Source organism: Pseudoxanthomonas wuyuanensis, from assembly GCF_900215535.1.
GTDB lineage: Bacteria > Pseudomonadota > Gammaproteobacteria > Xanthomonadales > Xanthomonadaceae > Pseudoxanthomonas_A > Pseudoxanthomonas_A wuyuanensis.
This window is the reverse complement of sequence record NZ_OCND01000013.1, coordinates 8,991-26,189: the sequence shown is the minus strand read 5'-3', so window position 1 is coordinate 26,189 and position 17,199 is coordinate 8,991. Positions and strand designations below refer to the sequence as shown.

General features: G+C 67.4%; 13 protein-coding genes. 11 read left to right on the top strand and 2 right to left on the bottom strand.

The annotated features are described in order from the left end of the window. Window positions 1-548 precede the first annotated feature (548 nt). A complete protein-coding gene (locus CRO39_RS18875; protein ID WP_097123567.1) occupies window positions 549-1,421 on the top strand; it encodes a methylglyoxal synthase in 873 nt (290 codons plus the stop codon). 8 nt (window positions 1,422-1,429) lie between these two features. On the opposite strand, the gene CRO39_RS18870 is transcribed toward CRO39_RS18875, so the two are convergent. Further along, on the bottom strand, window positions 1,430-2,425 hold the full coding sequence (locus CRO39_RS18870) for an AraC family transcriptional regulator (protein ID WP_097123526.1): 996 nt from the start codon (window positions 2,423-2,425) through the stop codon (window positions 1,430-1,432). Window positions 2,426-2,501: 76 nt separating this feature from the next. On the opposite strand from CRO39_RS18870, the gene CRO39_RS18865 reads away from it, so the two are divergent. The 10 genes from CRO39_RS18865 to CRO39_RS18820 all read left to right on the top strand — a co-directional run bounded on the left by CRO39_RS18865 (window position 2,502) and on the right by CRO39_RS18820 (window position 15,518). Further along, complete coding sequence (locus CRO39_RS18865; RefSeq protein WP_097123525.1) at window positions 2,502-3,710, top strand: MFS transporter; 1,209 nt, start codon at window positions 2,502-2,504, stop codon at window positions 3,708-3,710. A 55-nt stretch (window positions 3,711-3,765) separates the two neighbouring features. Next, a complete protein-coding gene (locus CRO39_RS18860) occupies window positions 3,766-4,800 on the top strand; it encodes an NADP-dependent oxidoreductase (protein ID WP_097123524.1) in 1,035 nt (344 codons plus the stop codon). Between the two features lie 499 nt (window positions 4,801-5,299). Then, complete coding sequence (locus tag CRO39_RS18855) at window positions 5,300-7,351, top strand: TonB-dependent receptor (protein ID WP_097123523.1); 2,052 nt, start codon at window positions 5,300-5,302, stop codon at window positions 7,349-7,351. Between the two features lie 278 nt (window positions 7,352-7,629). Beyond that, window positions 7,630-9,711: a TonB-dependent siderophore receptor gene (locus tag CRO39_RS18850; RefSeq protein WP_097123522.1), complete on the top strand. Its 2,082-nt coding sequence runs from the start codon at window positions 7,630-7,632 to the stop codon at window positions 9,709-9,711. Between the two features lie 37 nt (window positions 9,712-9,748). After that, window positions 9,749-10,069: an iron uptake protein gene (locus tag CRO39_RS18845; protein WP_097123521.1), complete on the top strand. Its 321-nt coding sequence runs from the start codon at window positions 9,749-9,751 to the stop codon at window positions 10,067-10,069. Between the two features lie 17 nt (window positions 10,070-10,086). Beyond that, window positions 10,087-11,754, top strand: a complete 1,668-nt coding sequence (locus CRO39_RS18840) for a PepSY-associated TM helix domain-containing protein (RefSeq protein WP_097123520.1) — start codon at window positions 10,087-10,089, stop codon at window positions 11,752-11,754. Continuing rightward, window positions 11,747-12,109, top strand: a complete 363-nt coding sequence (locus tag CRO39_RS18835) for a DUF3325 domain-containing protein (RefSeq protein ID WP_097123519.1) — start codon at window positions 11,747-11,749, stop codon at window positions 12,107-12,109. Before CRO39_RS18840 ends, CRO39_RS18835 begins: the two co-directional genes overlap by 8 nt. 154 nt (window positions 12,110-12,263) lie before the next feature. After that, the gene (locus CRO39_RS18830) at window positions 12,264-13,655 is read left to right on the top strand and encodes an Hsp70 family protein (RefSeq protein ID WP_097123566.1); all 1,392 of its coding nucleotides are present in this window, start codon (window positions 12,264-12,266) and stop codon (window positions 13,653-13,655) included. 94 nt (window positions 13,656-13,749) lie between these two features. Further along, window positions 13,750-14,931: a benzoate/H(+) symporter BenE family transporter gene (locus CRO39_RS18825; RefSeq protein WP_097123518.1), complete on the top strand. Its 1,182-nt coding sequence runs from the start codon at window positions 13,750-13,752 to the stop codon at window positions 14,929-14,931. Window positions 14,932-15,068: 137 nt separating this feature from the next. After that, window positions 15,069-15,518 carry a PepSY domain-containing protein gene (locus tag CRO39_RS18820; RefSeq protein ID WP_097123517.1) on the top strand — a complete coding sequence of 150 codons (450 nt, stop codon included), beginning with the start codon at window positions 15,069-15,071 and terminating at the stop codon, window positions 15,516-15,518. A gap of 52 nt (window positions 15,519-15,570) precedes the next feature. On the opposite strand, the gene CRO39_RS18815 is transcribed toward CRO39_RS18820, so the two are convergent. Continuing rightward, window positions 15,571-16,812: a TCR/Tet family MFS transporter gene (locus tag CRO39_RS18815; protein ID WP_162125873.1), complete on the bottom strand. Its 1,242-nt coding sequence runs from the start codon at window positions 16,810-16,812 to the stop codon at window positions 15,571-15,573. Window positions 16,813-17,199 lie beyond the last annotated feature (387 nt).

The window sequence follows — 17,199 nt, the reverse complement described above, 5'->3', positions numbered from 1 at the left end:
GCCGACTGTTCGCTGCCAGCTTTTTGCCCCCTCTCCCCCGCCCGCGGGGGAGAGGGTTGGGGTGAGGGGGCGCACTACGAACGCTGCACATGCGCCTCCTCCGCAATGCGACCGTCTCCGCTCCCCCCTCACCTGCCTTCGGCATCCTCTCCCCCACATGTGGGGGAGAAGAGATTGGACCAGAGAGTCGACTGGCCGCTGCCAGCTTTTTGCCCCTTCTCCCCCGCCCGCGGGGGAGAGGGTTGGGGTGAGGGGGCGCACTACGAACGCTGCGCAGGCGCCCCCTTCACAGCGCGACCGTCTCCGCTCACCCCCTCACCTGCCTTCGGCATCCTCTCCCCCACATGTGGGGGAGAAGAGACTGGACCAGAGAGTCGACTGGCCGCTGCCAGCTTTTTGCCCCCTCTCCCCCGCCCGCGGGGGAGAGGGTTGGGGTGAGGGGGACCGACTGTTCGCTGCTGGCGGCTTGTCTGCCTGGGCAACGCAGCAGGCCCTAAACTTGCCGTCTGCCGATTCCCGTTTCCCTTCATTGGAGCACCATGTCGATCTTGCGCCTGGGTCTGGCCGCCAATCGCCTGCACCACCACAACGAAAGCGCTGCGCTGTTCCGCTGGCTGCGCGCCTGCGAGTCGGGCATCCGCGAACTGCAACTGGGCCTGCACGCGATCGGGCGCACCCATGACGCCATCGCCGCGGCCGGCATGCTGGCCGGCTACCCCGGCCTGAAGCGCTACCCCTATGGCCGCGAAGGCGGACTGATGAAACTGGTCGCCGAGGTGGTGGGACTGGACGGACCCGAGCGCACGCTGGATGGGGCGATCTACCTGATCGATCCGGTCGATCCTTCCTCGATCTTTCCCGAGGCCATCGCACTGAAACGCCAGTGCGTGATCAACGGCAAGCCTTTCATCTCCACCGTCGCCTCGGCACGCGACTGGATCGAGATGGAGCGCATCCACGCCGGACTGGCACCCGACCGCGGCGCCAACCGGCTGCACAATCTGGAAACGCAGACGCTGGCGCTGATCGCCCACGACGCGATGAAACCGCAGATGCTGGCCTTTGCCGCCGAGCACTTCGACGTGCTGTCGCGCTTCGCCCACCGCGTCGCCACCGGCACCACCGGCCAGCGCCTCAACGAGATGGCCTGGAGCCGCGGTTGGCCGCAGGACCTGCTGTGGGCCGAGCGCTACCAGAGCGGCCCGATGGGTGGCGACGCGCAGATTGCCGACCGCGTGCTGGAACACCGCTGCCAGCGCGTGATCTTCTTCGAAGACCCGCATGTGGCCCGCCAGCACGAAGCCGACATCCAGCTGCTGGAACGCGCGGTCACCACCGTCACCGATGAAGCCGTATGCATCACCTCGCCCGTGGTGGCGGCGCGCTGGGCGGCGGCGGTGCGGAAGCGGGCCGGCGTCTGAGAACCGGCTCAGGGGGCGCTTGAACGCACGGCGCTGGGCGGCGTGCCCATGATGCGCTTGAAGGCGCGGCTGAACGAGGCTTCCGAGTCGTAACCGAGCCGGTCGGCGGCGACCGCCACGCGCATGCCGTCCTGGGCGATCCAGCGGCGGGCCTGGAACATCTTCACCTTGGCCACGTACTTGGCCGGGCTCTCGCCAACGGTGCGGGTGAAGGCTTCGGCAAAGCTGGAGCGGGAGGCGCCCATCACGTCCGCCAATGCCGGCACGCTCCAGTCGCGCTGCGGGTCGGCATGGATCGCCGCGATGACCTTGCCGATCCGCGGGCAATGCAGCGCGGCGATCCAGCCGCTGGAATCGCTGCAGCCGCACTCCACCCAGGCGCGGATGATGCTGGCGGCAAGCACGTCCGCCAGGCGCGCAAGGATGCCGCAGGCGCCGATGCGGTCGAACGCCACCTCGCGTTCCATTGCCTCCAGCAACGCAGGTACGCTCGGATCGCGCCTGGCCAGATCGTCGGCCCGCATCACCTCCGGCATCATCGCCAGCAACGGGTGCAGCGGATCCAGATTGAAGCGCATCGTGCCGCAGAACATGACGCTGGGCCCGGCATCCGCGGGCCGGGCCGCATCGGTTTCGTCGGGCTCCCCGCGCACCAGGTAGATGCTTTCCGATACCGGCTCGCGCGCAAGCGAGTCGATATCCACCGCCGGCACATCGGGATCGCTGGCAAGGGTATGGGAGCCACCGCGCGGCAGCAGCACGGCATCGCCCGGATTCAGCCGCAGCCAGTCCGAACCGGGCGTGCGCAGCCAGCAACCGCCGTTGGCGACGAAGTGGAAGTTCGCTTCCGGTTGCGTCGGAAAATCTATCGCCCAGGGCGCATGCATCAGGCAGCGGCCGTATTCGACCCCGTCCAGCCGCAGCCCCAGCAGCACCTGGGTGAGCAGGTCGGGCCCGCTCGGAGGTTCCGCGGCCGGCGAGGGCCTGGATGAATGAGCAAGCATTGGGGACTTTCCGGCATGTAAACGCCAGCATCTTACTTCTAAGCTGCCAGCCCCTCCACCCTTCCCTCCCATCCGCATGCCCTCCGCTGCCTGTTCCGAATGTGCCGACTCCGTCGTATCGGCGATCCCCGTCGCGTCCGCGCGCTGGCCCGCCGTCGTTTCCCTGGCGATGGGCGTATTCGGCCTGGTGACCGCCGAGTTCCTGCCCGCCAGCCTGCTAACGGCGATGGCGGCCGATCTTTCCGTCAGCGAGGGCGTCGCCGGCCAGAGCGTCACCGCCACCGCGCTGATCGGCGCCATCGCCGCGCCCTCGGTTCCGCTGCTTACCCGCCGCATCGATCGGCGGCTGGTCATGCTTTCGCTCACCGTGTTGCTGGTGCTGTCCAATGCGCTTGCCGCCACTGCCGACAGCCTGTGGACGCTGCTCGCTGCGCGGGTGCTGCTTGGCGTCGCGCTGGGAGGGTTCTGGTCGATGGCCGGCGCCCTGGCCATGCGTCTGGTGCCCGAGGATCTGTTTGCGCGGGCGATGGCGCTGATCCTGACCGGGGTTTCCGTCGCCACCGTCTGCGCCGCGCCGATTGGCGCGTGGATGGGCGAGCTGTGGGGATGGCGCAGCGCCTTCATCGCCGCTGGCGCGGTCAGTATGGCCACGCTGGTCGTGCAGGCGGTCACGCTGCCGGCGTTGCCGCCGCGGGCCCAACCGGATCTGCGCGTGTTCGGCCAGCTGCTGTCGCGTCCGGCCGTGCGCATGGCGCTGCTGGCGGTGCTGCTGGTGATCTCGGGCCACTTCGCCGGCTTCACCTATATCCGGCCGCTGATGGAGAACATCACCCAGCTGTCGGTCGGCGCCATCTCGGCGGTCCTGCTGGGCTACGGCGTCGGCGGCTTCTTCGGCAACCTGGTCGGCGGCTACATCGCCGGCCGCAGCGAGCGCCTTGCCATCGTCTTCGGCGGTACGCTGATTGCCGCGCTGGCCGCCAGCCTGTTGCTGGCCGGCCAGCTGGCCATCGTCGCGACCGTCGCCATCGTGCTGTGGGGCTTTGCCTTCGGCGCATTTCCGGTCGGCTTCCAGATCTGGATCGTACGGGCCGCTCCGGATCAGGCCGAAAGCGCCGGCGGCCTGCTGGTGGCAGCGTTCCAGACCGCCATCGCCGCCGGTGCCATCTTCGGCGGATTGCTGGTCGACCGCATCGGCGCGCTTGGGGGCCCGTTGTTCGCCGTGGTGACCATGGCGCTGGGCGCCTTGCTGACCCTGCGCCATGGGCCGCGTCCGCTACCCACCTGAGCAAGCCACCGCCTTTCCAACCCGCTCCGCAACCGCCCACCGCAAGGTAATTCCGATGAACAACGCCACTCCGATCAACCGGCGCATCACGCTGGCTGCGCGCCCGCACGGCCTGCCGGCGCCGCAGGACTTCCATCTCCAAACCCAGCCGGTTCCCGTGCCGGGCGATGGCCAGGTCCTGTTGCGCACGCTGTACCTGTCGCTGGATCCGTACATGCGCAACCTGATGGACGAAGTCGGCCCCGGCTATGCGCCGCCGGTCGCGCTGGGGGCAACGATGGTGGGCGGTACGGTCAGCCAGGTGGTGCAATCGCGCCAGCCGCAGTTCCGCCCGGGCCAGCTGGTGCTTGCCAATGCCGGCTGGCAGGACTATGCGCTGTCCGATGGCACCGACCTGTTGCCGCTGGACGACATGGCGCAGCCTTCGCTGGCGCTGGGCGGCCTGGGCATGCCCGGCTTCACCGCCTACGTCGGGCTGCTCGACATCGGCCAGCCCCGGCCCGGCGATACGGTGGTCGTGGCGGCGGCCACCGGCGCGGTCGGTTCGGTGGTCGGGCAGTTGGCCAAGCTCAAGGGCGCGCGGGTGGTCGGTATTGCCGGCGGCGCGGACAAGTGCCGCTACGCGGTGGAAGCGCTGGGATTCGATCTGTGCCTGGATCGCCGCGAACCCGGACTGGGCGAACGCCTGACCGCCGCCTGCCCCGCCGGCATCGACGTCTACTTCGAGAATGTCGGCGGCGATGTGCTGGATGCCGTGCTGCCGCTGCTCACTATCGGCGCGCGCATGCCGGTCTGCGGCTTCATCGCGCATTACAACCAGGCCTCGTCATCCGCCGCGACCGACCGGTTGCCGAAACTGTTGGCGACGGTGCTGCAGAAACGCGTCCGCATGCAGGGCTTCATTATTCTCGACCACTACGCGGAGCGATTCGCGGACTTCCGGAGGGAGATGGCCGAGTGGGTCGCGCAAGGCCGGGTCCGGCTGCGCGAGGACGTGATCGACGGGCTCGAGCAGGCGCCGCTCGCTTTTGCCGGGCTGCTTGAAGGAAAGAACTTCGGCAAACTCGTGGTGCGGGTTGCGGACAGGTGATGCCGTCGGCCTCACCCAAAAGCCCTTGATGAAACGGTCTGCGCCATTGGCCGGTTCACGCCTGGCGCAGTCGCATCGATCGCGCCGCTGGCCGACAACCGTCAGCCAACGCGATACCGGCCATAACGCAGCCCTGCCGACCATGCGGATCGCCGGTTCCGCGCGCCTGCGGTCGGTTGCCGCCTGTCCGCGGGTTGCGCAGTCGCCTACCGCGGCCTCCTTTCAGCGCGCTGCCGGAGCCGGCCGACCGCGGCCCTGACACCCGTTGCCGCGCGTGCGCCGGCAATGCCTCTTCCCTGGCAACCCGTAAGCGGTGAGCGCCACCGCTGCGGGCGGCTTTGCCCATCCGCACCGACTGCCTGGCGCTCGAACGATGCATAGAATGTTATAATGTATCGTTTATGGTGCGCAGCCTGCGCCTGCATGCCGCTCCGCTTTCGGGGTGAGACGCAGGCAGCGTCCGGCCGCCACCGCCCAATCCACTCAAGGCAGGAACCCGATGAAAGAAACGTTGTTGGTGTCAGCGATGCTGGCGGTGCTGTCCGCTCCGGCCGGCCATGCGCAAGCGCAATCCGGCGACTCCGCCATCACGCTTGGCAAGGTGCAGGCGCGGGCGTCCGCCGGTCCGTTGCTGGCCAACAGCGTGCTGACGTCGGTCGACGTCATGGGCAGCGACAAGGTCGAGGACAGGAACGTCATGAACAGCTGGGAGCTGCTTGGGCAGATGCCGGGCATCCAGCTCACCGAAACCCGCCAGGGGGCCGAATCGGGCAAGGCGACATTCCGGGCATTCAACGGCGAGGGTTACATCAACGGCATCAAGACCTTGATCGATGGCATCCCGAGCAACGTCAACAGCGGCAACCAGCGCTTCATCGACATGATCTTTCCGCTGGAGATCGACTACATCGAAGTGGTCCGCGGCACCAACGATCCGCGTTACGGGCTGCACAACATCGGCGGCAACATCAACTTCGCCACCCGCCAGGGCGGGGACTACCTGGACGGCCGCCTGAGCTACGGAAGCTTCAACACGCGCGAAGCCCAGCTGGCGATCGGCAAGGAATCCGGAAGCATCGCCCAGAACTACTTCGCGGGCGTGCAGGCATCGGACGGCCATCGCGACCATGCCGATTCCAGCAAGTACACGCTGGCGGGCAAATGGTTCTACACCGACGAAGCCGAAACGCTGAAGGCGGGACTGGTGGCCCGCGCCTACCACCACGAAGCCGACGAATCCGGCTTCCTGACCGCCGCGGAACTGGCCGCGGACCGGGACCAATCGCCGGCAAAGAACGCCAACGACGGCGACGACCGCGACATGCGGCATCTGGGAGCGCACCTGGACAAGCGGCTTGCCGATGGCCTGAGTTTGAGCGGCAAGCTTTACGTCAATCGCTACGAAGACGACAGAACGGTGACCTTCACCCGCTACCCCATCGGCAATGCGCCGCGTCAGCGTCGCCAGTGGGACGAAAAACAGACCGGCATGCTGGGCAGTCTCACCTGGGTGGCCACGGCATCGGTGACCGTGGAGGCGGGTGCGAACTTCGAGCACCAGGACAACGCCTACCGGCGCTACCGCTACGACTTCAGCATTCCCACCGACTTCGATGCCGCTCCCGCCCGCGTCCAGAACGATGACCGCTACAGCTTGGAGAACATCGGCGCGTACGTGCAGGCGGTCTTCAATCCTGTCGAATCGGTGAAGATAGTGCCGGCCCTGCGGGTCGACAGGTTCTCCGGCAGTACCCGTCTTCCCGGCGGCGTGCAGGCATCGCTGCAGTCGTACGGATGGATCAGGCAGCCCAAGCTGAGCGTGGTGTACGCGGTCTCGCCGACCGCCAACCTGTATGCCAACTGGGGCAGGACCTTCCAGGTGCTGACCGGCTCCACGGCGCCGGCCTATCTCACCGAAGGCCAGGGCAGGTACCGCCCGTCGATCAACACAGGCACCGAAATCGGCATCAAGCTCAGTCCGGTTGCGGGCACCGAGGCGCGCATCGCGGCCTGGCGGCAGGACGCCACCGACGAGGTGGCCAACATGCCCAGCACCGGGACCACGGTAGGCCTGGGCCAGACCCGCCGGCAGGGGCTGGACATGCAGATCGCCTCGCGGCTGGGCGAGCGCTGGACGCTGTGGGCAGCGCATGCGCTGCAAGAAGCGAAGGTCGTCAGCGCGTTCACCGGAGCCGGCGACCCGCTCGCGGGCAAGGAGGTGTTTTCCACGCCGCGCTACATCAGCAACCTGGGCATCGACTACCAGTTGGACGAACGCTGGAAGCTCGGCCTGCAGGGACGCATGCAGGGCGACTACTACATCGATGAGCTCAATGCGCAGGGCAAGTATGGCGGCTTCAAGGTCCTGGACGTAAGCGCGAGCTACCAGGTCTCCAGCCGCTTCCGCATCGACCTGCAGGTCAGGAACCTGGCCGACCGCGAGTACGAATATGTCTGGTACGACAACTTCTTCTGGGGCGGGGACGATCAGCCCATGTTTTCCCCGGCGCCTGGGCGCTCGGCCTACATCTCCTTCAGCATGAAGCTGTAGCTGGATAGCCCGCCTCTTGAAAAATGCGAATGATTCGCATTTAATGTCCGGAAACCAAGGGCCTCTGCCCTGCACGACCGCAGGCCGCTTCCCACTGAAGCGGCCTGCGCCGGGCGGGTACAGGCGCGCAACCCTTACACCGTTTCCTCCGGACCCCCATGCACCCCATCAGTCCCCTACGTTTGCCGACCTCTGGCCGCGGCAAGACCCGGCCGCCCGCACTGGCCCAGAGCGCCGTCCGCATTGCGGTTTGCCTGGCTTTGGCTGGCCTCCCGGGAATGGCGCTGGCCGCGCCGGAAGCATCGGCCAACGGCGCGCAGTCCGGCGGCGCCGATTCCGCCACCGACCTGGACGCGGTACTGGTGGTCGCCCAGCGCGCCAGCCGCGTCAGCAACGGCGCCACCAACCTGGACCTGGCCATCAAGGAAACCCCGCAGTCGATCAGCGTGGTGTCGCAGGAACAGATGCAGCAGTTCGGCACCGACAGCCTCAACGACGCGCTGCGCCTGGCGACCGGCATCCAGGTCGAGGAGTGGGAGACCAACCGCACCAATTTCACCGCGCGCGGTTTCGATATCGCCAATACCCAGATCGACGGCGTCGGCCTGCCCAACGGCTGGGGCATCGTCACCGGTGCGCAGGACACCTTCGGCTACGAGAAGCTGGAAGTGATTCGCGGCGCCAATGGCCTGTTGACCGGCGTGGGCAACGCCGCCGGCACCATCAACTACGTGCGCAAGCGCCCGACCAACGACGCGCAGGGGTCGGCCGGCATCAGCTACGGCTCGTGGGGCACCGTGCGTGGCGAGGTGGACTATTCGACCCCGCTCACCGCCGACGGCACCTGGGCCGGCCGTGTGGTCGCCGCGCATGAGGAAGGCGATTCCTACCTGCGCGGCAAGGACGATACGCGCGATTTCATCTACGGCGTGGTCGATGGCCAGATCGGCGAGAACGGCACGCTGACGCTGGGTTATTCCTGGCAGGAAGGAAAAACCGACGGCAACATGTGGGGCGCGTTGGGCTTCATGTACAGCGACGGCACTCAGGCCGAGTGGGACCGCGGCGCCTCGACCACGCAGGACTGGACCTACTGGGACACCACCACCCGGACCGCTTTCGTCGAGTACACCCACCAGCTCGGCGCGGACTGGCTGCTGAAGCTGTCCTACAACCGCCGCGATGTCCGCAACGACGAGAAGCTGTTCTACGCCACCGATCTGGCCGGTACCGGCATGGATCCGGAAACCGGTCTCGGTCTGTACGGCTATCCTTGGGGAGGCCACGACAAGCTGACCGCGGACCTGCTGTCGGCCGCACTCAACGGCCATTTCCAGATGTTCGGGCGCGATCAGGAAATGATGCTGGGAGTGGCCTGGTCCAAGAGCGAGAACAACAGCTCGCAGTACGCGGCGATGTGCGGCGAAGCAGCGTGCAGCTACATCCCGATGCCGGCCTTCCCATGGCCCGGCGACCATGTCGAAGAGCCGGTGTGGGGCGAAAGCTCGGTCTACAGCATCCTGGACGAACGACTCAAGCGCGCCTACGGCGCGACGCGCCTGTCGTTCACCGACAAGCTCAAGGCCGTGGTCGGCTTCAACTATGCCGAATACCACCGCGAAGGCGTCAACTACGGCGTGGCCTTCAACCAGACCGAAAGCCAGACCAGTCCCTACGCCGGCCTGACCTTCGACTTCACCTCCAACCTGCTGGGCTATGTCAGCTATTCGGACATCTACCAGCCGCAGAGCCAGTCGGACGCGGACGGCCGCTACCTGGACCCGACCAAGGGCAAGAACTACGAAATCGGCGTCAAGGCCGACTGGCTGGACAAGCGCCTGCTGACCACGCTGGCGGTGTTCAAGGCCGAGCAGAACGGGCTGGCCACCGGTGCCGGCTACAACGAAATCGGCCAGTTCTACTACACCGGCGTGGATGTCGAATCCAAGGGCGTCGAGTTGGAAGCTACCGGCAAGCTCACCGACCATATCGACATGGTGTTCGGTTACACCGCGTTGAAATTGACCGGCCAGGATGGCGACGACACCTACCGCTGGGTGCCGCGCCGCACCGCCAACCTGCTGCTCAGCGCACGCCTGCCCCGCTACACCGCGCTGTCCTTCGGCCTTGGCGGCCGTTGGCAGAGCGATATCTCCAATGTGGAGAGCAACGGCTTCACCGTGCGCCAGGACAGCTATGCGGTGTTCAACGGTTTCGTCGGCTGGGATTTCCTGCCAAATGCCACGCTGCGCTTCAACGTCAACAACGTCGGCAACGAGAAGTACATCAACACCCTGCGCTACAGCGGCTACTACGGCGCGCCGCGCAACTACGCGCTGAGCCTGAACTGGCGGTTCTGAGCTGCCAGTTCCCCGCACCGAGACGCCAGCCATCGCCATGTCCCGCGCATCCAGCACCCTTTCCGGTCCGCCCCGCTTCCCGCGCCTGCAACTGGCCTTGCGCGTGTCCGCAGCCGTGCTGGGCGGCTATGGGTTCGCCTGGGGCTTCATCGCCGCCGGCGCAAGTCTGACGTACGCGGCCGGCATGGGCTTCCACGACGCCGAGTTCCTGGCCAGCATGCTGGGCGTGCTGGCGTTCCTGGTAGCGTTCCTGTGGGCGTTCGCGGCGCGGCGGCTGTGGGTGGTCTGGGCGGTGCTGGCCGGCGGCGGCGCGGCGCTGGCGGCAGCCGGTTCGCTGCTGCAGTCGTTGCTGGTCTGAGGCGAAAGGAGGTCTTCATGTTCCAGAGCTTCCGGCAGGCCATGGCATGGCTCCACACCTGGTTCGGCCTGGTGCTGGGCTTCGTGCTGATGGCCGCGTTCTTCTTCGGCGCGTTGTCGGTGTTCGATCGCGAGATCGACCGCTGGGCCATCCCGGCCACGCGCATCCAGCCGCAGCCGATGCCCTCGTACGAACAGGTGCTGCGGCCGGCGTTCGAGCGCATGCAGCCCACGCCGCAGGCGATCGATGCGATGCGCCCGCGCGTGAACGGCGACATGCCCACCCGCTTCGACACCGTCGTCAGCTGGAGCGCCTACACCACCCACCGCGACCCGGTGCTGCAGTTGTTCGCCGGCTACCAGGTCCCCAACGCCAAGGATCCGGAAGAGGCGATCTGGGCCTTCGCCACCATCGACCCGCGCGACGGCACGGCATTGCCGGACGACCGGCTGAAGGTGGGCAGCGGCTTCTTCTACCCGATGCACTACAGCCTGACCCTGGACTGGAAGAACCTGGGCATCTGGATCGTCGGCTTTTCGGCACTGGTGATGCTGGCCGCGCTGGTCAGCGGCGTGGTGATGCACCGCAAGCTGTTCCGCGAGTTCTTCACCTTCCGTCCGGACAAGGCCCGCCTGCGCAGCGTGCTGGACCTGCACAACATGACCGGCGTGGTCGCGCTGCCGTTCCACTTCTTCTTCGCCTTTACCGGCCTGCTGATCTTCGCCGCCGCCTACTACTTCCCGCTCGGCCATACCCAGTTGCACGAGCTGCATGACCTGCACGCCGAAGTGGAAGCGCGCGAAACCGGCCTGCCGCACCAGCGTGCCGGCGTGCCCGCGGGCCTGGCCAACGTCGATGCGATGGTCGCCCAGGCGCAGCGCCGCTGGGAAGCGAACGACAAGGCGGGCGAAGTCGGGTTCCTGGTGCTGCAGCATGTCGGCGACGCCAACGGCTACGTCAGCGTCTACCGCGCCGGCACCGATCGCATCGCGCTGGTCGGCGACGGCATCCACTTCAAGGCCTCCACCGGCGAACTGATTCGCGAGGATCCGGCGGCCACGCCGGTCGGCAAGATGGCCGAGTTCCTGACCGGCCTGCACCTGCAGCACTTCCGCCATTGGCTGCTGCGCTGGTTCTACGTGCTGGGCGGGCTGGCGGGCGCGGTGTGCATTGCGACCGGGTTCGTATTCTTCGTCGAGAAGCGCAAACGCCAGCATGCGCAGCAGGGCCGCCAGGGCGCGCGCGTGGTCGATGCGCTGGCGGTCGCTGCGGTAACGGGCATGCTGCTGGCGGCATTGGGCATCCTGGTCGCCAACCGTTTGTTGCCGGAGGACTTGCCGGCGCGCGGCGACTGGGAACGCTACGCGTTCTGGGGCACCTGGGCGCTGGCGCTGCTGCACGCGGGCTGGCGCAGCGCGCCGGTCGCGCGCGGGCTGGCCAATCCGGCCTGGCGCGAACAGTGCGGGGCGATTGCCGTGCTTGCGGTGGCGGCCGTGCTGCTGAACTGGATCACGACAGGGGATCACCTGCTGCGCACCTTGGGCGCCGGCTATTGGCCGGTGGCCGGTGTCGATCTGTTCCTGTTGACCGCTGCCGCGCTGGCGGTCCTGGCCGCCCGCAAGCTGCGACACCGCCTTGCTGCCGCGTCGGCGAATGCCGCAGCCGTGGAGCCGGCGCATGTCTGAGGTCATGCTCGCGGCCTGCCTGCTGTCGGCGGCCCTGGTTTCCAGCGTGGCCGGCATGGCTTGGCTGGCGTTGTCGATGCCGGCGCATGCCCGGCAGGTGTGGGGCGGCGCGGCAAGCGCGATGACTTCACGCACCCTGCGCTGGATCGGGATTGCGGGACTGGCCGTCGCATTGGGCTTGTGCCTGATCGTGGATCACGCGTCCATGGCCGTCCTAGTGTGGGCCATGGCGTTGACCGGCGCATCGCTGCTGGTGGCCTTCACGCTGACCTGGCATCCGCAGTGGCTGCGGGTCCTGGCTCCATGGGTACAAGCGGCAACAGCAGCATCGACAGTTGAAGGGTCCGGCACGTAAGAAGCTGTTCAATGTCGGTCGCGCCGGCGACGGCGGCATCGACAGCCCCCCGATGCATCATGTCGGTGCCGCCGCGCGAACCGGCACGACGGAATCTTCGCGGCCGCGTAGAATCGCCGACCCCGCGCGCGGCAGCATCTTCGGCATCATCGGCATGAGAATCGGCATCGACTTCGGCACCAGCTATTCGGCGGCGGCCGCTCGGGTGGGCGACCGCTTGCAGCACATCCGTTTTGGCGGGCTGCCGCAGTTCCGTACCGCGGTGTTCTTCCCGACCGCGCTGCCGGATCCGGCCGATTTCCAGCTGACCACGGCAATGGAGGGCGAGGTGGCGGCGCTGGTGCGCGCGGCCAAGGCCGAGCAGACCCGCAGCGGTGCGGCCGCGCGCAGCGATGCGCAGCTGCATCGCGATGCGGTGCGGACCGTGCGCCGGCAATGGCTGGAGCAGCAGGTGCGCAAGGCCGAGACTGCCGCCGCCGATTTGCAGAACGCGGTGTTCGGCGAGGACGCCATCGACAGCTTCCTGGCCGAAGGCAGCGGACACCTGGTGCAGTCGCCCAAGTCGATGCTGGGCTACGACCTGCTGCCGCGCGCGCGCCAGACCATCACCGGTATTGCCGCGCACATCCTGGAACACATCCGCCTGACCGCCAGCCAGCAGCTGGGCACCACGGTGCGCGCCGCCACCTTGGGGCGGCCGGTGCAGTTCCGCAGTTCGATGGGACCGGCCGGCGGCCAGCAGGCGCTGGACATCCTGACCGAGGCCGCGCAGGTGGCCGGTTTCGACGCCGTCGATTTCCTGGAAGAGCCATCGGCCGCCGCCCTGCATCACCACGCCAGCAGCGCGCAACGCCAATCGACGCTGGTGGTGGACGTGGGCGGCGGCACCACCGATATCGCCCATGCCGAGATTGGAGGGAACGACGATCCGGTCATCCACCGCGCCTGGGGTCTGCCCAATGGCGGCACCGATGTGGATCTGGCGCTCAGCCTGGCCCGCTACATGCCGCTGTTCGGCAAGGGCGCGACGCGGCTGCCGGCGCATCACTACGTGGATGCGGCCATGGTGCAGGACGCGCCGCGCCAGCGCGCGTTCCAGCAGCGCGACTTCGGCAAGGTGCCGGCGCCCTACGGCGAACGGCTGCAGGCGCTGCAGCGCGACGGCGGCACCACCCGGCTGTATCGCGCGGTCGAGGCGATGAAGATCCGGCTCAGCGAGCATGGCGACAGCCACCACCGGCTGGATTACATCGATCCGGCATTGTCGGTAACCGCCAGCCGCGAGGATCTGGAAGCGGCCTGCGCGGATTTCCTGGCCCGGGTTGGCGATCTGTTGCGCGCCGTGCGCGATGAACTGCACGCGCCGCCGGACAGCCTGTTCCTGACCGGTGGCATGTCGCGCGCGCCGTATGTGCAGGCGATGGCGCGGCAGGTGTTTCCGCAGGCGCGCTTCGTGCAGGGCGATGCATCGCTGGGCGTGGTGTCGGGATTGGCCGACTACCGGCCGCAGCTTGTCCCCTTGCAGGAGCTGCGTGGGCTGCGATGAGGCTCTACCGGTAGAGCCATCGCGACTCACGTCGCTCCCACAGGAGAAGCAGCCTGCCACAGACAAACAAATGCATTCCGCTTACATTGGCCACATGGCACGCAACCCTTTTCCCCATCTGCTGCGCGACTTCTCGCTTTCCGCCGTGGCCGCCGGTTTTGTCACCGTACTGGTCGGCTTCGCCAGTTCGGCGGTGATCGTGTTCCAGGCGGCGCAGTCGCTGGGCGCCAGCCCGGAGCAGATCAGTTCGTGGATGTGGGCGCTGGGGCTGGGCATGGGGCTGACCTGCATCGGCCTGTCGCTGCGCTACCGGATGCCGGTGGTCACGGCCTGGTCCACGCCCGGCGCGGCGATGCTGATCGGCAGCGCGGCCGGGGTGCCGCTGTCCGATGCGGTCGGCGCGTTCGTGTTGTCGGCGCTGCTGATCGTCATCGCCGGATTTTCGCGGCTGTTCGAGCGCAGCCTGAGCCGGATCCCGGTGTCGCTGGCCTCGGGCATGCTGGCCGGGGTGCTGTTGCGCTTCGGACTGGATGTATTCGTGGCCATGCGCACGCAACTGGGCATGGCGTTGACGATGTTCGCGGTCTACCTGCTGGCGCGCAAACTGCTGCCCCGCTACGCGGTAATCCTGACGCTGCTGATCGGCATCGCCTTCGCCGGCGGCAATGGCCTGCTGCAACTGGATGGCCTACGGTTTGATCTGGCCCGGCCGGTGTTCGTGTCGCCGACGATTTCGGCGGCGGCGGTGTTCGGCATCGCGTTGCCGCTGTTCCTGGTGACGATGGCCTCGCAGAATGTGCCCGGGGTGGCGGTAATCCGCGCCTCCGGCTACGCGGTGCCGATCTCGCCGGTGATCGGCTGGACCGGCGTGGTCAATGCATTGCTGGCGCCGTTTGGCGCATTCGCGTTGAACCTGGCGGCAATCACCGCGGCGATCTGCATGGGCCGCGAGGCGCACGAAGATCCGGATCGCCGCTACGTGGCTGCGGTGGCGGCCGGCGCGTTCTACGTGTTGATAGGATTGTTCGGCGCCACCGTCGCCGCGCTGTTCGCGGCATTCCCGAAGGAACTGGTGATGGCCATCGCCGGCATCGCTCTGCTCGGCACGCTGGGCAACAGCCTGGCAGTGGCGTTGCGCGAGGAAAACGATCGCGAGCCGGCGCTGATCACCTTCCTGGTCACCGCTTCCGGACTGACGCTGGGCGGCGTGGGATCGGCGTTCTGGGGCCTGCTGGCCGGCGTGCTGACACTGCTGCTGTGGCGCAAACGCAGCTGAATCAGGCGGCTGAATCACGCGGATTTCACGCCTTTTCGTGAAACCGGCGTGCAGGCCGCGTGCAGGCGCCGTGAGTTCATCCGCGAGTGCATGAGGTAGGGGCAGACTCGGCTCACCCCCCTCTGCTGGAGTCCATCATGCGCCTCATCCGTAGCAAGCTGTCTGTCCTGATTGCGCTGTCAGCAGTTGCGGTTTCGCCGGCCATCGCCCACCAGACGCACGCCGCTGCCGATACCCTGACCGAACCGCAGGTGCGCGCGATTCTTGCCGAGAACGGGTTTACCCGCATCGACGATCTCGATTTCGAGGATGGCATGTGGGAAACCGATGCCACCAGCGCCGACGGCAAGCGCGTCGATGTCCGCGTCAATCCGGTGAGCGGCGACATCCTGGTCGAAAAACTGGTGTCCACGCTGAGCGAAGCCGACATCAAGGCCAAGCTGGCCGCGGCCGGTTATTCCAAGATCCACGATGTCGATTTCGACGACGGCATGTGGAAAGCCGAAGCCGAGGAATCCAACGGCAACGATGTGGAAATCCATCTGGACGCCAACACCGGACAGATCGTCCACGTCGAGAACGATTGACCGGCGCCAGGTCTGTCGATGCGAAAGGGAGGCCGCCTGCGGGCGGCCTTCTTCATGATGCCGCCGGCGCGGCGCGCGCAAAACGCCAGCCCACGGCCAGGCCGGTCGACAGGAACAATGCCGCCAGCAACCATGGCGCGCCCGGCAGGTGCAGCGGCGCGCGCGGTCCGATGAACAGGCCGAAGGTACCGGCGAACATCATCGGCCCCAGGATGCCGGCCAGGCTGACCAGGCTCATCAACGCGCCCTGGATGCGGCCCTGCACATCGGCGCCGACCTGGCGCGTGATCAGCGCCTGCGTGGCCGGCCCGGCCAACCCCCACAGCGCGCTGATCGGCAATCCGATCAGGAACGCCCAGCCCACGCCGGCAAAGCCGTAGATGATGAATCCGACGACGCCGCAGCCCAGCCCGAACAGCAGCACGCGGCGTTCGCCGAACTTCGGCACCACCCGCCCCACCAGCACCGCCTGCACGATGACGCTGCAGACGCCTACCGCGGCCAGCACCCAGCTGACCTGGCGCTCGTCCCAGCGGTACTGGTACTCGGCAAACAGCACGAACACGCTGGGATAGACGTAGTGCGCCAGATTGGCGATGAACACCACCGCCGCCAGGCCGAACACCTGCGGATAGCGCCGTAGCAGCGCCACCGACCCGAGCGGATTGGCGTGCGACCAGTCGAACCGCGGCGAACGCTTTTCCTTCGGCAGCGACTCGGGCAGCACCCACCAGCCGTACAGGAAATTCAGCAGCGCCAGTCCGGCCGAGAACCAAAACGGCAGGCGCAAATCGATCGCGCCCAACTGGCCGCCGATGATCGGCCCGATGATGAAACCCACGCCGAACGCGGCGCCAATCATGCCGAAGGCCTGCGCGCGCTTTTCCGGCGGCGTCACATCGGCGATATAGGCGTTGGCGGTGCTGAAGCTGGCCGAAAACACGCCGGAAAAGATGCGCGCGATCAGCAGCCACGGCAGCGATTGCGCCAGCGCCATCAGGATGAAATCGATGCCCAGCCCCAGGCACGACAGCAGGATGACCGGCCGCCGGCCGTAGCGATCCGACAAGGCGCCCTGCACCGGCGAGCAGACGAACTGGATGGCGGCAAACAGCGTACCGAAGATGCCGACCCAGTACGCCGCCTGGGCGAAGTCGCCGCCGGTGAACTGGCGCACCAGCCCCGGCAGCACCGGAATGATCACGCCGAACGACAGGATGTCGATCAACACCGTGACGAAAATGAAAACGACGGCGGCGCGGCGCACGCGCGGCGCGGAGGGAGAGTCGGTCACGCGGATGGCCAGCGCTTGGGAGAAGTGGCGCAGTTTATAGCGACGGGTGCGATTTGCCTCCTTCTCCCCCCACGCGTGGAGGAGAAGAGTCGAGCAGCGGGACCGGGTTTTCGTCGCCGCACGATCTGCCCCCTCTCCCCGCTCGCGGGGGGAGAGGGTTGGGGTGAGGGGGCCGCACTTGCCGGGCCAACCTCGGGCGTTGCGGCGAACGCTGCGCGCGTACTTGCTCCGCAACGAGGTTATCTTCGCTCGCCCCCTCACCTGCCTTCGGCATCCTCTCCCCCACGCGTGGGGGAGAGGAGTCGGGAGCACTGGGACCGGATTGTCCGTCGCCACGCGATCTGCCCCCTCTCCCTCGCGGGGGAGAGGGTTGGAGTGAGGGGGCCG